Genomic DNA, 16531 nt, shown 5'->3' with positions numbered 1-16531 from the left:
CGGCCGGATCTGCTGAGGGACGTGGAGCCGGTTCCGGGGCGGAGCTGGGGGAACTGGAGCCGGTCCCGGGTCGGAGCTGAGTGGGCCCTGACCCGGCCGCCGGTCAGACCTGGGGGACCTTGAGCCGGTCCCAGCTCGCCTTGCCCGGGATGCCGTCGGCGTCGCCGCCCCCGTACCCCAGCTTGCGCTGCCACGCCGCGTACGAGTCGCGGTCGGCGCCGGACCAGTCGGGGCCGGGACCGACCTGATACTTCCCGCACCCCTCCGCCACCAGCCGCCTGCCCATCGCCGTGACGACCGCGCTGCGCCGCCCGGTCGCGAAGAACGCCGCTCCGGGGAACGGCTCGTACGCCGTCGGGGGCTTGGCCGGAGGCTTCGACGGGCCCTCGGGCGTGCCACCGAGCCGGTTCCCGATCCGGGCGCGCATCGCGTCCATGGTGAAGCCGCGCGGATCGATCTTCCCGGGCTGCCACTCCTTGTGGCCGATCACCGAACGCTGACTCCATTTGTGCGCACGGCAGATCGCCGCCGCGGCCTTCTCGATCGCTTCGAGCTGGGCGGCCGGCCACGGGTCCTTCCCGTCGCCCAGGTTGACGCATTCGAAGCCGTAGAAGTGGCGGTTGCCGTCGGTGTTGGCCTCGTTGTCGGCGGGCAGCGCCGTCTCGTTGACGACCGCGCGCAGCACGTCGTCGTCGCCGAGCCCGGCGTGGTTGGCCCGGCCGTTGCCGACGAGATGCACCGAGCCGTCCTTGGCGATCACCCCGTGGCAGAGCGGCCCGGGGAGCGTGGAGTGGCCGTTGTAGCAGAGTTCCACGGAGCTGTCGGTACCGGAGGTGACGGTGTGATGGATCATCACCCCGTTCACCGGCCCCCAGGATCCCTTGTGGTTGCGGTTGTGGGTGCGCCAGTTCCGGTGTTCGACGACGTGCAGCCCCTCGTCACGGAGGGCTTTGAGCAGTCTGGCGGCGGTCAGGGGCGTGGCCATGGTGGTGCTCCTTCAGGGCTGTCCGGATGTGCTGTTTCCGCGTTCCCGCTGTTCCCGCTGTTCCCGCTGTTTACGTTGTGTGCGCTGTCAGCTCCCGGACCGGTCCGTGGCGTCCTGATCCGGGTCAGGGGCCTCCGCCGGGACCGGGGGAGGTGCCGGGGCCTCGGGCTGTCCGGCCGCCTCCGCCGCGGCCCGTTCCGCGGCCACCGTCTCCTCCTCCGCCGCGCGCTCCGCCGCCAGGGCCGCCTCGCTCGCCGCCGGGACCGGCGCGGCCAGCGGGCCGAACGCCAGCCGCAGATCGGTCACCGCGCTCTCGCTCAGCACCCACGCCAGCGGCGCGTAGTGCGTCGCGATCCCGTGCGGGGAGCGCAGCAGCGGCCTGCGGGCCGCGTCCGCCGGCCACTCGACGTCGCCGGTGGCGGTACGCGCCGCGACGGTCCAGAAGTCACCGGAACGGTAGGTGCGCCCCGGCTCGAAGTAGACGTGGACGCCGTCCTCCAGCGGCAGCCAGCCGCCCTCCTCGATCCGCAGCGCGCCGCCGCGCGTCCCCCCGGCGCCCTGCTTCGTCCGGCCGGACCCGCCCGTACCGCCGCTCCCGGTGCGGCGCGTACCGGGCCGGTGGTCCCAGCGCTGCAGGAACGGGTGGAGTTCGGGACGCCGACCCACCTGGCCTTCCGGCTCACCGGAGAGCCGTACACGCCGGCCCGGCAGATCGACCTCCTCCACCCGCAGCAGCGGAAGGGGCTCGCCCCGGCCCAGGGCGCCGCTGTCGGTGAACTCGACCACGTCGCCGACGTTCAGGTCGAGCTTGTCGTCACTGCCGAGGGACGCCAACTCCACCCACGTACCGTCGAGTTCGTCGACCGCGAAGGTCACGGAGCCGTTCTCCCGCGACCACTTGAACGTCGCCTCCTTCGCCGTGCCGCCCTCGTGGATCTCCACGCGGTACATCTGGTTCTCCGGGCCCCGGTACCGGGCGTCCGGCCGTACCAGGCACGGCTCGTCGTCCGCGTGCTCGGGCCGCCGGCTGCGCGCCGCCATCCGCGCCGTCGACGTCTGCGCCGCCGTCCACCGCGCGAACGCCTCCCGCAGCTGGTCCTGGTTCCGGGGCGCCCCGTCGGCCGTGTCCAGCTCCAGCGCGGCGCCGGGCAGCGGCAGCACCTGCCAGACGACCTTGAGCCGGGCCGCCGTGTCCGGCAGCGCGGAGCCCAGCGCCACCTCGCGCAGCAGCGGGTCCTCGGCCGCCGTGACCGAGCGCTCCCACACCTTCAGATAGGCGAGATAGGGGAATTGGGCGGGCAGCCGGTCGCCGGGGCGCTCCGGATCGCGGTACGCGTCCGGCTGGTCCCAGTACGTCCAGCCGGCCGGCGGCCGCGGCGCGGCGGGCGCCTGCCCCCCGTCGCCGTCCGTGCCGCCTTCGCCGTCCTCGGCGGCCGGCTGACCGGGCTCGTCGTCCGTGACCGGGACGCCAGGCTCGGGACGCGTCGCGTCCAGCGGGATGCCGTCCACGTAGTAGCGGCCACCGCCGATGGTCAGATCGTCCAGCTCCCGGTGGCCCGGTACGAAGTCCACGGCGAAGCCGGTGGCGTCGCGCGGACCGCCGTGCTGCCCGATCAGATCGGCGGCGACGGTACGGGCGTGGGCGAGCTGGATCGCGGCCTGCTCGTTGGCGTCCGCGTCGAGCTGGACACGGCCCTGCTGCGCGATCACGGCCGAGTAGTGCCGCTCGGGCCGGAAGGTGTCGCGGGAGATGTCTGCGTGCATGGGAAGGGGTCCCCTTCGGAAGTTCGGTACGGCATGGGGCGATGGGTGGGCCGGTGCGGAGGCGGACGGTCGAGTGGCAGGAGGGGGCGGGCGGTCAGGTGACGCGGAAGATCCCCGCGTCCGTACCCGCCGGGGTGTACTCGGCGAGCCGGGCCCGCAGACTGTCCAGGCGCTGCGGCTGGTACAGGTCGTGGAAGGCGCCCATCTCGGAGCCGTCCTCCGCGCCCCGCGCGATCTCCTCGGCGCACCCGTCCGCGAGCTGCCCGTACGCGGGTGTCCCGTACCGCTCGCCGGTGAACAGCGGCCGTACGAGCGGCGCGTGCTCCCGCCCCACCAGGTCCGGCTGGCAGCGGTGGCGGCGCGGCGTGCGCGATCCCGGTGGCACGTACGAGAACCGCATACGGCCGATGCCCCGCCGGGCCACCCGGACCACGCCCGTGACGATGCTGTTCTCCACGATCTCCACCGCGTGCGTGTGGATCTCGCCGATCACCGTGGTGCGGTGCGCGTGCAGGACTGCGTGGGCGTGGCGGCAGTCCGGCGCGGAGAGCGCGGCCCGGTCGTGGCCGGTGGCGTCGAGGACGCTGTCGCGGATGTGCAGGTCCAGCGGGTCGTGCCGCACCTCGTCACCGATCACCTCGATGGTGCCGAGGACGCTCCGTTCGATCGCCACGCAGGCGGTGGTGCGGTCCAGCACGAGGCTGGGTTCCTCGGGGGAGTGCGGCTCGCAGCGCGGCTCCAGCGACCAGCCGGGGACCAGCGTGCAGTGCCGCAGGACGAGCGCGCCCAGCGGCCCGGACACATGGAGACCGCGTCCGGTGATCAGCAGGCCGTCCAGCACGATCCGCGGCGGAGCGGGCCGTCCCGCGTCGCAGTCCGGGCGGTCGCCGGTGCCGTCGCGCTCGTTCTCCGCCCGGCTCTCCCCGGTCCCGCCGGCCCCGCCGCTCTCCCCACTCTCACCGGTCTCGCCGGTCCCGCCGGTCCCGCCGGTCTCATGGTTCTCGCCGTCCTCCCTGGCCCGGATGTTCAGCGCGTCGGGCCGGTTGCTGTACCAGTCCAGCAGCCGGATCACCGGCCGCGCGCCCTCCGCCGCCCGCACCTCCAGACGGTCGCCGGGGTCCAGCTCGAAGTCCAACTGCTCCTGGTACGCGCCGCTGTGCGTGATCTCGATGACACCGTCGGGGCCGCAGCGCCCGCCGCGCCGGTCGTCCCGCCACGCCCCGTACGCGTCCATGATCCGCTGGAAGGGGCGGCCGGGCCCGACCTGGTAGACCGCCGCCGTGACCGGGGTCTCGCGCTCGCGCGGGTACTCGCCGCCGCCCGTGTCGTCGGAGAACGCCGTGTGGTAGCTGACCCAGACGCCCTGGCGCGGCGCCGAGCGCGACCCGAACGCGATCCGCCCGAGCACCGGGTCCACGGCCACCTGCCCACGCGCCGGCCGGTAACGCCAGTCGGTCAGGTCCGCCACGACGAGGTCCGACAGCGGCACCGGGTCCCGCCCGCCGTCGCGCCGGATCGTGAAGCTCTTCCCGGGGCCGTAGTAGTCCACGAGCCGGTCCGCGAGCTGCCTGCGGCGGATGTACGCGGGGACGTGGTCGACCGTCGCGACATGGGCGGGCGACGGCTCGGGCACCGGCTTCGTCACCAGCGGGGTGTCGTTGCCGAGTATCGAGAACGTGTAGAGGTTACGGGCCCGGTCGACGCAGTACGCGGGCGAGTCCGTCACCGGATGCGGCTTCAGCCGCCATACGAACAGCCCTACCCCAGCGGGGGAGTTGCCGCCCTGGCGACGCTCCGATCCGGCCCGCCGGACCTCCGCCGTCCGCGCCACCGCGCCGAACGGGCCGCCCGCCAGGTCCAGCGCGGAGCCGTCCCGTACATCCGCGAGCCGACCGCGCTCCAGACGGCGCGCGTCCACCGCGGCGGTCGCCGCCCCGTACAGCTTGACCGGCTGGTGGTGGGCGACGAGCCGGGAGAGCTCCACCGCCCGCGACGGCCAGCCCGCCACCCCGGCTGCCAGCTCCTCCAGGAGGGCGAGCGTGCCCTTGCGCCGCCTGTTGGCGACCGTCGCGGCGACATCCCGGCGCGGCGCCAGCGCCTCCGCGAGCCGCCCGCGCGTGCCTGCCTCGCCGTCCGCGCCGAGCCCTCGCGCCCGGACGCGTTCGTAACCCGGCAGCGGCGTGTGACCGACCAGATCGCCGAGGTACGGCAGCGCCCACGGCGCCGCCGTCTCCACGAACCAGTCCTCGTACCCCTGCTCCACCCCGTCGCGTACCCGGTCCATCTGTTCGGCGATCACCGCGAGGAGGGCGCGCAGCGGCTCGCCCTCCTCGGCGTCGCGCAGCCGGTGCCACTGCGGAAGCAGCTCCGCGAGCCCGTCCGGTTCCCTGCTCATGCGGTGACCTCCGTCAGAATCAGTGTGTCCGCGATCTCCGGCGTCAGTACGGCGAGCTGCGCCGGCCTGACGCCCCGGAAGACCACCACCACGCGCCCCCGCTCCAGCCGCCGGGTGTCGGTGATGTCCGGGTTCAGGCGCAGCAGTTCGGCGAGCGGTACGCCGTACCGCGCGGCGATCAGGGTGAGGGTCTCGCCGTCCGCCGCCGTGACCCGGTGGGTGTCCACGTCGTACGTGGCGAGCCGGGCCGGGACCGACACGTGTGGCTGGGCCGCCCCGTCCGCGAGCCCGGCCAGCCCTTCCGCGGTCACCGACGCCGGCACCCCGGTGAGGACATCGACGTCGACGTACTCCACCCCGGGCACCCGGTGGGCGGTCGCCAGCACCTCGGAGAGCTGCACGGACCGGCCCAACTCCCGTCGCCCGCTGCCGAACGCGTACAGCAGCGCCTGCCGCAGCCGGGGCTCGACCACGGTCCAGCCGTGGTCGGGCGCCACCTTGACCCGCGCCGCGAGCAGCACCAGCACCAGTTCGCGCACATCGACCCGGACCGGGAGGCGCGCGTCCCCGTACCGCACGAGCGAGGAGCGCAGCGCGCGCAGCACCTCGGAGTCCTCGGCGATCGCGATGTCGTCGGTACCCGCCACCGTCAGATGGAGCACCCGCCGCCGGCCGTCGAAGATCTCACGGGCCGACGCCCGGCCGATGCCCGCCCGCGAACGGGCGAAGTCCTCGTAGTCCTTCAGGGAGACGAGACGGTCGAGCGCGGAGACCGCGAGAGGGACCGTACGGCGGGTCAGACCGGGCCCGTCGCCGTCCGCGCCGCCGGTCGCGGGCAGCGGATTGGTCACGGCGGTGACCCCCAGCGGCCGGGTGATGGCCTGGGTGACACGGTGGGCGGGGACATTGGCGGCGCGGCCCGTGCCGAAGCGGTAGCGGGCCCGGACGTTCTCGTGCCCGGTGGGCAGCCGCGCGCCGAACACCCCGTCGCCGAAGGTCACCGTCGGACGTCCGCCCGCGTCCGTCCCCGACACGTACACCCTGTCGCGCGGCCCGTGTCCGGCCAGGCTGTCCACCTCGTGCCAGAGCAGTCCGTCGACGCGTACCTCCAGGGTCGGGACGGCGCCCAGCGGGTTGTCGGCGGGCAGCCAGGTCAGCGGCGACTGCCAGAGGGCGAACGTCTGGTGGATCCGGCTCACGTCGCCGTTGCCGAGCGGTTCGTCCCGGCTCTCGCCGCGCGTCGCCGGGACCACATTGCCCTGGATCCGCACCGAGTCACGCCGGTAGCGGTGGGCCAGACCGGCCGTGAGCGTCAGTACCGTACGGACCCGGTCGCCGGGCAGCAGCGGGTCGAGGCGCTGCTCCACCGCGCCGATCACCGCCAGTTCCGTGCCGTGCACCCCGGCCGTACCGGGGATGTCGGTGCGCTCCCCGGACACGACGAGATGGCGCCCGGGGTTCAACCCGTCGTGGAGGGCATCGAGTTCCAGCTCATGGCCGGCCACATCGGCGTCCAGCGGCTCGTCGGCGAGGCGCAGCGGCTCGCCGCCCGTGTGCACGACGGTGTCCCGGATCGTGGAGAGCAGCACGTCGTGCGGGTCGAGCCACGGGTCCGCGAGGGTCAGCTCGGTGCCGCGTTCCGTGATGCCGTAGTCGGTGTACACGGCGGTGCGTACGGCGGTGACCCTGGTCGTCACGGAGGCGAGCGCCGGGTCGCCGGGGATCCCGTCGGGGCCCGTGGCGCCCTTGCGGGGACGCTCGACGACGACCAGGCTGCCCACCGTGACACCGTCCTGCACGGAGTCGAGCGCCAGGACGTGGCGGCGCGGCTGCTCGGGAACGGTCGCGATGCCGACCTCGATGTTCGCGGGCTCGCTGCCGCCCGCGTACCGGACCATCAACTCGTATCCCTCGTACGCCACTTGGTGCCGCTCGCCGGGCGCCAGCGACCACTCCCGCGACGCGTCGCCCCGGACGGTGACTCGGACGCGTCCGTCGTCCCCGGGGAGGGAGGAGAAGAGGGTCAGCTCCGGGAACCCCGGCAGCAACCGGACCGTCACGCCGGGCTGTTCGGGCTCGGCGCGCTCGCCGGTGCCTCCCGGCTCTCCGGCGTTCGGCGCGGGGCGGCTGCTCAGGGCGATCCGGCCGGGGCCGAGGTCGAAGGTCTTCTCCGCGGGCAGGTTCTCCGAGGTCTGCACGGAGGAGCCGTGCTCCGTGTGCTGGAACTCGGCGCGCACCGGCACCCTGCCCGCCGTGTCGAGGACGACCCGTACGGTGGTCAGCGCCGATCCGGTGAGCGGCCAGTCCGTCTGACGGATGACCCGGCCGCGCTCGTCCTGCACGGGCTGGAGCGGCGCCGTCGCCCCGAAGGGCGCGGCCGTCACCCGCATCGCCTGGAGTTCCCGCAGCAGGGGGACGGCCGCCTGCGCGGCGGTGGCGGCAGGGGCCGCAGGGGAGGCGGCGCGCCACGCCGTGTACAGGCCGTCCGCCGCCCGGGGATCGAGCGCGGCCAGCAGCCGCGCGCCCAGATCGGAGCCGGGCGCGAGGAGAGGGACGGGGCCGGGTGACGGCGCGCGCCGCCCGGACGGCGCCTTCGCGGCGCGGGCGCGCAGCGCGGGGAGTACGGCGCCGAGCGCCCGCAGGGCGGCCCCGGCCGTGGCACCGCCGGCACCGGGCGGGTGAGGCTGGTGCGGTGGTCCGGACGGGTCCTGGCGTACGGAGCTGCGCCGGCCCAGGGGTGTGGGCCGGTCGGGCTGGCTCGGCTGGGAGGTCTCCAGCTCGGCGGCCCGTTCGGCGAGTTCACCGAGCACGGCGTGCAACTGGGCGCACCAGGCCGCCACTTCCTCGTGGGCGGCGGCCAGCGCCACCGCCTCGGCCAGGCGTTCGCGGGGATCCGCGAGGCGCCGTACGAGCTGCGCCGGAGAGGTGATCCCGGCCAGATCGGCGCGCAGCGGCGCCAGTACCTGGTCGTCGAAGTCGGAGAGGATCATGCTGACCGGGCGCGGGTTGGGGTTGTCGGGGGCCGGGTCGCCGTCCTCCGTCGCCCGGTCGTCCTCGGTGATCCACTCGCGTACCTCCGCGATCAGCTCGCCGAGCGAAGGCGGCGGGGACTGCGGCAGCCCGATCGCCGTCACATCGTCCTCGCGGTCGACCCGGACCCGCGCCACCGGCAGCAACAGGGTCTGCCCGCCCGGCCCTTCGCCGGGAACCGTCTCCGCCGCCGTACCGAAGACGAACAGCAGCCTGTCGCCGGTCCGCAGCCCGCTGTCGGCCCCCGCTACCTGGATCTCGGAGCGCCGGCGCAGATCGTCCGGGGTGAGCAGCGCCGGGCGGCGCCGGCGTACCGCCAGTTCGTTCCAGGCGGCGCGCGCGACGAGGTCCGCACCGGTCTCGAACGCCTGCGACTCCTCGTCGGCGCCGGCGGGCACCGTGTTGGCCCGTGCCCCGCGCGGGATCAGCACCGGCAGGTCCTCGGCGCGCGGATCGCGGTCCAGTGTGTACGCGAGATGGGTGTCGGCGGCGATCCCCGGCCGGGGCCGGTGTCCGACCAGCCGTCCGAGCAGCGCCAGCGAACGGTGCTCGTCCGCCGTGCGCAGATACCCCTCGTCGGCCGCGCGCTCGCTGTGGAACGTCAGCAGGTCACCGACGACCGCCGAGGCGTCCAGCAGCCCGATCGCCGGGTCGTCCGCGGTGCGGACGGTCAGCCCGCGCAGCGCCGGGTAGGCAGGGGAGGCGAGCCGGTCGAGCATGGCGGCGAGGAACGAACCGTACGTGCCGACACGGTGGTCGAGCGCGGTGCGGCCCGGCGGGTTGTACGGCGCCTCGGGCGCGTACCGCTCGTCGTGGCCATCGCATCCGCATCCATGACTGTGGTCACGGTCAGGGTCACGGCCATGGGCCGGGCCGGTTCCGGGGACGCCGTTCATCGGGCACCTCCGCCCAGCTCGATCGAGAGCCGGCCGTTCTCGGGCCGGTCGGGGTCGTTGTCGCAACGCGCGATCTCCAGCGGTCCGAGCCGCAGCACGCCGTCCTCCAGTGCCGTGTCGTCGTCGGGATCTCCGTGGAACAGCCGGCGCAGCCGGGTCACCCGGACGCTCTCCACGCCCGGTACGCCCGCAGCCACCGCCACCAGCCTGCTCAGCCGGACCGGTTCGCCGAAGCTCAGCGCGTCGGGGTGGAAGAAGCCGAGCCCACCGCCCCGGGCCCGCCCGCCGCCCAGCAGCCGGTACAGCTCGGCCAGGATCTGGCCGTGCTGATGGCCGGGGCCGGCACACACCACGAGCCGGACGTCCAGCGGCACGGTACGGGCGGGCCCGACCACCAGGTCATGACCGATCCGTCGGTAGCCCTCCAGCGCGTACGACACGGAGTCGAGCAGTTCGGCGGAGGGCTCACCGGTGCCCAGCGCGTCGACGGCGACATGCGCCTCCCGGACGCTCCCGGTCCAGCGGATCTCCGCCGCCGCCCGCTGCACCCCGGGCAGGGCGGTCGCCAGCGCCGCGTAATCCTCGGCGGTGACCGCGCGCAGCCGGGTGCGCTTCAGATCGAGGGGTGCCAACTGCCGCACCTGGTCGACGGGTTCGGGAGCGGTGCCGCCGACGGCGGGCAGCGGATTACGTACCCGGCGCACCGCCGACGCCTCCTCGGCGCCCGGTGTCTCCGGCGCGTCCGGATCGCGGTACAGCACCAGGTGGCCGATGGCCTCGGCCCCGACATTGCCCGCCGTTCCGCCGCCGATCCGGTACCGCGGCTCCAGCCGGGCACCCGGCCGGGGCCGCGCCCCGTACCGCCCGTCGCCGAAGCGCAGCGCGATCCGCCCGTCGTCCTCCAGCTCACCGACGAAGTGCCGGTCCCGGGGCCCGCTGCCGAGCAGATCCCGGCGCGGCGCCCAGAACGTGTCGCCGTCCTTCACCCGTACGGCGGGCAGCGCGGCGCGCGGATCCTGGACGAGAGCGGCGGCGGGGCCGTGCAGCACCGGATCGGCCGGGTGGAGCCCGGCCGCGTACTCCGGGCCCCAACTGTGCTCGATCTCCCAGACGACGGAGCCGCCGAGCACCGCGCCCGCGCGGGCCCGTGCGCCCAGCACCTCGATCCGGCGCAGCTTCGCGGCCAGCAGCCGTTCACTGCGGTGCAGCAACTCCCGCAGCGCGCGCACCGGATGGCGGCGCAGCTCGAAACGCTCCAGCACCCGAAGGCCGAACAGCACGGTCAGCTCACGGACTTCCGGCTCCGCGAGACCGTCGTGGTCGCGGGCGCTGCGCCACAGCTCCACGAGCCGCAGCCGTACCCGGCCGGGAATCGCCGCCAGCCGGTCGGCCTGCCCCGCCGAGACATGGCGGGGCTCCGGGAACGGCACGGACTGGACCACGGGGGAGTGGTCCAGCACCGGCCGGAAGCGCGGCGCGATGCCCGGGTAGGTGGTCTGGGCCAGCAGCGCCGCCAGCGCCTCTGCCTGGGCGTACGCGGTACCGGGGACGACCTTCTCGCGGGTGCGTCCCGCCTGTTCCAGCCCGATGCCGACGCGTTCGGTCGCCGCGTCGCCGACGACGGCGAACAGCTCCCGCACCTGGTGGGGGGTGAGCGGCCGCCCGCGCCGCGTCCGGTCGAGCAGTGTGTCGAGGAGCGCGGCGGGCGCGTTGCCCCGGTCCTGATCGCCGCAGCCGAAGCCGCCCGGCGCGCACGACCCGAGGACGGTGGGCGCGGGCGGTACGACCACCGTCTCCCCCGTGGCGCCCCGGCCGAAGCCCAGGGACCGGCCGTGGTCGACGAGCACGACATTGCCGCGCGCCACACTCACGTCCTCGACCGGCGTACACCGCGGTCCGCCGAGGGTGGAGAGACGGACGGGGAACGCGAGCGCGTCCCGCGGCGCCCAGGTCACCTCCAGCACCGGCTGATCCGCCAGCCGGTCCACGGCGGGGGTGACGGACAGCAGGCGTACGGCCTGCCGGTGCGCCGGGTCCGCGTCACCGGGGGTGCCGGTACGGGCGCCCCGTACCTCCTCGATCAGCAGCAGGTCGCCCGGCGACAGATCCAGCGCACGGGCCGAGCACTCCTCGTCCGTCCACGCGTCCCGCAGCGTGGCGGAGACGGCGCCCCGGGGCAGCGCGCACACCTCGCCGCCCCAGGTCCAGAAGCGGATGGTGTTGTGTTCAGGCCGCAGGACCAGCGGCGCCGACCGCGCCGACGGGCTCTCGGGGACGACCGGCTCGAAGACCTCCACCGACCCGCGCTCGTCCAGCACGGCCAGCTCTCCGTCGTCCAGCACGGTGCCGGTCTCGGGCCGGTCGCGCGGGCCCAGCCGCCGTACGTCGACGGCTGCGAAGCGGAACAGCCCCGGCTTCAGGGTCAGTCGACGGGTGGTCTCGACGGTCACGAAGGCGCGCGCGTTGACCCCGTCGTGCATCGGATAGTCGATCAGCCGTACGTGCCGGCGTACCGAGACCCGGCGCCGGGCCGTGTCGAGATACGCCTCCGTGGCCACTGCGTCCTGCTGGTAACTGATCAAATCGGCGGTATGCGCGAGCAGTTCGACCACCGTCGTCCCCAGGTCGGCGGCGTTGCGCTCGACCCAGCCCGGAGTGGTCAGCGCCAGCCGGTCCAGGATCACCTTGCGGACCGAGTCGTAGTCGCGCGCCACGTAGTCGATGACCGGCGCGGTGTGGACGACGGGCACGGTGCCGCCGACGGGCGCCGTGCCGCCATGGGGCCCCTCGTCCACGCTGTCGAAGGGGGTCGGACCACCGGCCCGGAAGTCGAACCCGGCGGAGAAGTACCGCTGGTCGAAACCGGGGAACGGCTCGGTGCCCGGCCGTCCGTACGGGTCCGTGTCGACCAGGGAGAGCCGGTAGCGCGAGGTGTCCCCGGTCCGGTCGAGGGTGACGAACAGCAGGTCGTCGAGTTCCGGGTCCTCCTCGCGCTCGACGGAGACGTCCACGGCCTCGATGCCCGTGATCCGCCGGCCGCCGTCGATCCGTACGTTCTCCGCGCACAGCCCGTGCGGAGCCTTCCCGAGGAAGGTGACGGTGAGCGTCAGCCCGTCGTCCCCGACCTCGACCGCGTCCACCCCGCCGAGCCGCGCGGCCCGCACCTTCGCGCGCCGTCCGTCCTTGCGGCACTCCACCTGGCCTCCGGGCCCGCTCATGCCGGACCACTCCCCTCGAACACCTCGTCGCGCCGGCTCGCGGTGGAGCGCACCACGTACCGCAGATGCACCCGCACCACGTTCTCCTCGCTGATCACGTCCAGGGCCTCCACCTCGATCAGATCCCCCAGCCAGCGCTGGAGCGACGCCTGTACGGACAGCTCCACCGCGGAGGCGAGTTCGGGGCTGTTGGGCGTGAAGACCAGATCGAGCAGCCCGCACCCGAAGTCGGGGCGCATCACGCGCTCACCGGGGCTGGTGAAGAGCAACTGCTCGACGAGGTCACGGACATGGTCGTCGTACGCGGCGTGCCCGGTGCGCCCCCGGCGGTCGATCCGGAACGGGAAGGCGATGTCGCTCCGTACGGTGCTGTTCCTCATCGCGCGCACACCCCCCGGCCCGACAGCGGGGTCACGACCGGCGGCCCCTGCGGCACGAGCGCGGCGCTGAAGCAGAGCGCCGAGGTGGTGTCCAGCAGCGCGGGCGCGCCGTCGATCCGTACCGCGTCGTCGCCGGGCCCCGGCGTCCAGCGGACCGTGACACACGGGTACGGCACCCGGTCGACGGTGTGCCGGCAGCCGGTGACGCCGAACGTGTCGGTCGCCGCGGGCACCGGCAGGCCGTCGAGCCGCACCCCCGACGAAGTGCCGGACGCGGGCGTCACCCGGCCGCCGTGCGGACAACTGATGGTGGACCCGGTGTTGATGAGATTCCCGGACAACATGTCTCTCCCCGTCGCTGTGCTCATCGCTTCTTGGGCACGGTCAGCCGGCCCCCGTTGATGCTGACCTCGTCACCGATCAACTCGATCGTCGCGCCACTGCCGTTGCCGACGGTCACGCCCTTCTCGTCGATCCGGATGTACGCGCCGCCCCTGGCCTCCAGGAGGATCCCGGTGCCGCCGGGCACGTCCGACATCACCAGCTTGTGGTTGCCGGGGGTCTGGATCACCACGGGCTGCGAGCCGGGCAGCTCGGCACGGGCCGACGGCGGCAGCTCGGAAGCGTCCCCGTACCAACTCCCCGTCCAGATGGGAAAACTGGGGTCCCCCTGCTCGAACTCCACCCACACGCCGGACCCGATCTCCGGGACGACGTACTGCCCCGACCCGCGCCCGGTGAACGGCAGGCAGGGCAGCGCCCAGGTGGACGCCTCGTCCCCGAGCACGTCCGGCACCTGCGCCGTGATCCTGCCGATCCGCAGCGGATCCCTGTTGTCGACCACCCGGCCCCGGAACTTGCCGAGGAAGCGGTTGTTCGGTGCCGCCATACGAAGTAGCTCCTGGTCTGATCCCTGGCGTCCTCTACGGACGGACGGTGGTGCTCCTGGCGATGAGTCCCTCGCGGGAGAGCGTGAAGTTCTGCTGGTACGAGCCGGGCCTGAGGTTGTGCGTGACGGACTTGACGTAGTAGTCGCCGTCGTACGTCACCCCGGCGCCCCGCACCCCGACCAGCTCGCGCGGTCGCAGGATGTAGCCGTGCCGGTTCACATCGAGCGACCCGGACCCGGAGATGGCGTCGGCGGAGGTCGCGGCGCGCGCCAGCGCCTCTGCCTCGGCCTGCCCCGGATCCTTCTTGGCGGTGCCGGACAGGGTCTTGCGCTTGAGCGCGGGCGTGGCACGGCGGCCGAGCGGCGGCCGGAGCGGACTGATGTCGGGCTGGGCGAGCAGGGTGACATCGCGGGTCCGCGGATCCTGCACGCGCGCCTGCGGCTCCTCGCGGGCGGTCCCGTCGTACGCGAACGTGAGCTGGTCGACGGTGGAGTTGTTGTCCATGTTGACGTTGAGGGCGTGCTGCCGCTGCCCGAGCCGCTGTTCGGGCCCCCAGAACGCGACGGACCGCCCGGGGCGTGGCCCGGGTTCGAGATAGAACGTGAACCCGTTAGCCTTCGCCAGCTCGTTCACATACTGGAGATCGGTCCCGGTCTGGTAGTCCACGCGCCACTGTTCACGCGGCGGCTGCCGCACCTGCTCGCGGATGATGCGCGAATCGATGCCGTAATCCGCGTACGTGGCGAGGATCCGCTCGACGCGCTGGGACGGCGCGAGGTTGGGATACCGGTCGGTCCGCTCCTCCAGGTCCATCAGCAGGGTGAGGTCCTCGCCGGTGACGGTGAGGGTGGTCTGCCCCGGCTGATTGCTGGCCCCGACCTCCTGCCGCACGATCAGCCCGTCGAGCAGCACGGTGGAGACGCCCTTGACGGACGCGGTGACGATCACCCGGGTCCGCGGATCGAAGAACCCCTCGGGCAGCAACCGCCGGTTGATCACCCCGGTCTTCGTCAGGTCGAACGCGATCTGGAACCCGCTGCGTTCCCCGGAGGTGGTCGTGATCTGCGCGGACAGCAACGCCTCGGTCACCTCCGCGGGCACGGGCCGGGTGAGTTTGGGCCCCATGTGCAGGGTCAGATGGACGGGCCCGTTCCCGACCGGCTCGTCAGCCACGGCCACCCCCGGGCCCGGGGAACCCGCCCGGCAGCGGAACGTCGATACGCCGGCCGGGCTCGGCGGTCAACTCCCGAGGATCGAGTACGGGGTTGGCATCGGCGATCTGCCACCACTGCCCGGGGTCCCCGAAGTACCGCTGCCCGAGGTGATCGGGCCGCTCCCCGCTGCTGACGATGTGCGGCGCGACGGCGTCCTCCGCCTCGTCGAGCGCGGGCAGCAACCGCCGCTTGGCGTAGCGGACTTCGGTCCCGTCGGCCTGGACGTGCACCCCGATCCCGACATCGTGGTACCGGCTGTCGCGGGGATACGGATGCGATCCGGGGATCGCGTCGAGTGCGCTCTCGTACGGCTCGATCATCTTCGCCTACCTCCCGATCCCGGCGCTGAATCCCACGCCACCACTCAGCCCCAGACTCCCGAGCTGCCCACCCACCGCGGCGGCGGCGAGCCGCTCCTTCTGCGCGAGATGCGCCAGATACAACTCGGCCCCGCGATGCCCGGCGGGCAGATCGCTGACGGTGAGCACCTTGAGCCCGATGCTGAGGCTCGCCCGAATGGGGTTGAGATTCACGTCGAACGCCGACTCGTTGACGGACAGCTCGGTCAGCCGAACGGGCATCACCCGCTTGCTCCCCCAGGTGAAGAGGGTCAGCGGTGTCTCGATCGGACTGATCTCGATGGTCCCGTTCTGCGCCAGCCTGGAAGCGGCCCGAAGCTGCGCGCTGGTCGGCTGCACCAGCATTTCGAGCACGGCGAGCTGAGGATGAATCCCGTCGGGCGCGGCGACCTCGAACTGATCGGTGGCATCGATCTCGGCGGTGAACTTCCAGGTCTCCTGCGCGGGCCCCTTGAGGCGCAGAGCCTCGTTCCTGTCCCCGCTTCCGCTGCCGCCTCCGCCGGAATCACCACTGCCGCCGGCCGACTGGGGCGAGACGGAGCGTTCGAGGGTGTCGGGGTTGAACTGGAGCACGATGATGCGCTGCGGGGTGCCGCGCTCGGGGTCGACGATGACGATGCCGGAGCGGATGGGCTTGGGTATGTCGGCGTACCGGGTCATGGGTTACCTTTCTGGGCCCCTGCGTCGGGTCATCTAGCGAAGTCGTTCGGCCAGCCGAACCCGGAGAGGCTCGTAGTCGAAATCAGGGAACAATGAAGGGAAAAGCCTGAGCATCTGTTTCATACTGTTCTCAACAGCCTCAAATTCGGTCGCGCCCAGGGATACATCGGCGAATAGGTACTGCCACCCGTATGTCCCTTTCGTGAGTAGTAGTGCCTCCATGTACTGGCAGTAGCAGACATCCAGTTTGTAGGTACCGCGGGTGGAATCAAGGAACCAAACTTCCGGTATCGTTACGCATTCTTGTATGCGGAGAGATGTAAGGTGCCCAACGCCGCTGTCGGGAGTACTGTCGATGACCTTGAATTCCGACACAAGTTGACGTTCGGTTTCGGGCATACCGTCCCATCCAAGGTGGGGCGATGGATGGGCGAGGGCAACCAGGAGAAATGGCAGGTTGAACTCTCCGGTGAGTTCAGTCGGTGATTGATCGATATGCCAGTGTGCAGCCACCTCGTTGAACCTGATCAGGCAGCGCTGCAGCGATGGGTCCAGTGAAATCCCTAGCCAGGCAGCAATCTTCTCGAAAATTTCTGCACTGTTTCCGTATGTTTCATCGATTTCCCCTTGGGTGCGAACCAGTACATTCATTTCGGGCGACACGTGAAGACTCGCAAGCATCCTCGAATATTTTTCTTCGAATCCTGACATCGCCGTCATGGTTACAATTCCTCCCCTGG

The 16531-nt window shown here is 72.7% G+C and carries 12 protein-coding genes; all 12 read right to left on the bottom strand.

The genetic code is table 11. The features are described from left to right. Window positions 1–103: 103 nt before the first annotated feature. The 12 genes from ACFXPK_RS05760 to ACFXPK_RS05705 all read right to left on the bottom strand — a co-directional run bounded on the left by ACFXPK_RS05760 (window position 104) and on the right by ACFXPK_RS05705 (window position 16511). Window positions 104–985 (bottom strand): peptidoglycan-binding protein, encoded by an 882-nt coding sequence (locus tag ACFXPK_RS05760; protein ID WP_384991096.1) that lies wholly within the window; start codon window positions 983–985, stop codon window positions 104–106. An 87-nt stretch (window positions 986–1072) separates the two neighbouring features. Then, window positions 1073–2749, bottom strand: coding sequence for a DUF6519 domain-containing protein (locus ACFXPK_RS05755; RefSeq protein ID WP_385072029.1), 1677 nt, complete (start codon window positions 2747–2749; stop codon window positions 1073–1075). A gap of 94 nt (window positions 2750–2843) precedes the next feature. Beyond that, window positions 2844–5144 (bottom strand): hypothetical protein, encoded by a 2301-nt coding sequence (locus tag ACFXPK_RS05750; protein ID WP_385072026.1) that lies wholly within the window; start codon window positions 5142–5144, stop codon window positions 2844–2846. Continuing rightward, window positions 5141–9070 (bottom strand): putative baseplate assembly protein, encoded by a 3930-nt coding sequence (locus ACFXPK_RS05745; RefSeq protein ID WP_385072023.1) that lies wholly within the window; start codon window positions 9068–9070, stop codon window positions 5141–5143. Before ACFXPK_RS05745 ends, ACFXPK_RS05750 begins: the two co-directional genes overlap by 4 nt. Further along, window positions 9067–12288 carry a putative baseplate assembly protein gene (locus tag ACFXPK_RS05740; protein ID WP_385072020.1) on the bottom strand — a complete coding sequence of 1074 codons (3222 nt, stop codon included), beginning with the start codon at window positions 12286–12288 and terminating at the stop codon, window positions 9067–9069. Before ACFXPK_RS05740 ends, ACFXPK_RS05745 begins: the two co-directional genes overlap by 4 nt. Further along, window positions 12285–12668, bottom strand: coding sequence for a GPW/gp25 family protein (locus ACFXPK_RS05735; protein WP_384991085.1), 384 nt, complete (start codon window positions 12666–12668; stop codon window positions 12285–12287). The genes ACFXPK_RS05740 and ACFXPK_RS05735 overlap by 4 nt, the downstream gene beginning before the upstream one ends. Further along, window positions 12665–13012 (bottom strand): hypothetical protein, encoded by a 348-nt coding sequence (locus tag ACFXPK_RS05730; protein ID WP_385072017.1) that lies wholly within the window; start codon window positions 13010–13012, stop codon window positions 12665–12667. The genes ACFXPK_RS05735 and ACFXPK_RS05730 overlap by 4 nt, the downstream gene beginning before the upstream one ends. A 20-nt stretch (window positions 13013–13032) precedes the next feature. Beyond that, on the bottom strand, window positions 13033–13557 hold the full coding sequence (locus ACFXPK_RS05725; protein WP_384991080.1) for a phage baseplate assembly protein V: 525 nt from the start codon (window positions 13555–13557) through the stop codon (window positions 13033–13035). 34 nt (window positions 13558–13591) lie between these two features. Beyond that, entirely contained in the window at window positions 13592–14731 is a 1140-nt protein-coding gene (locus ACFXPK_RS05720) for a hypothetical protein (protein WP_384991077.1), read from the bottom strand. Further along, entirely contained in the window at window positions 14724–15092 is a 369-nt protein-coding gene (locus ACFXPK_RS05715; RefSeq protein WP_385072014.1) for a hypothetical protein, read from the bottom strand. The genes ACFXPK_RS05720 and ACFXPK_RS05715 overlap by 8 nt, the downstream gene beginning before the upstream one ends. Before the next feature lie 6 nt (window positions 15093–15098). Next, the gene (locus ACFXPK_RS05710; RefSeq protein WP_385072012.1) at window positions 15099–15791 is read right to left on the bottom strand and encodes a hypothetical protein; all 693 of its coding nucleotides are present in this window, start codon (window positions 15789–15791) and stop codon (window positions 15099–15101) included. Between the two features lie 33 nt (window positions 15792–15824). After that, a complete protein-coding gene (locus ACFXPK_RS05705; RefSeq protein WP_385072009.1) occupies window positions 15825–16511 on the bottom strand; it encodes a hypothetical protein in 687 nt (228 codons plus the stop codon). Window positions 16512–16531 lie beyond the last annotated feature (20 nt).

Origin of the sequence: Streptomyces sp. NPDC059142, from assembly GCF_042755665.1 — a bacterium.
Classification (GTDB): Bacteria; Actinomycetota; Actinomycetes; order Streptomycetales; family Streptomycetaceae; genus Streptomyces.
The sequence above is the reverse complement of the archived record's forward strand: the minus strand, read 5'-3'. Positions and strand labels throughout refer to the sequence as shown.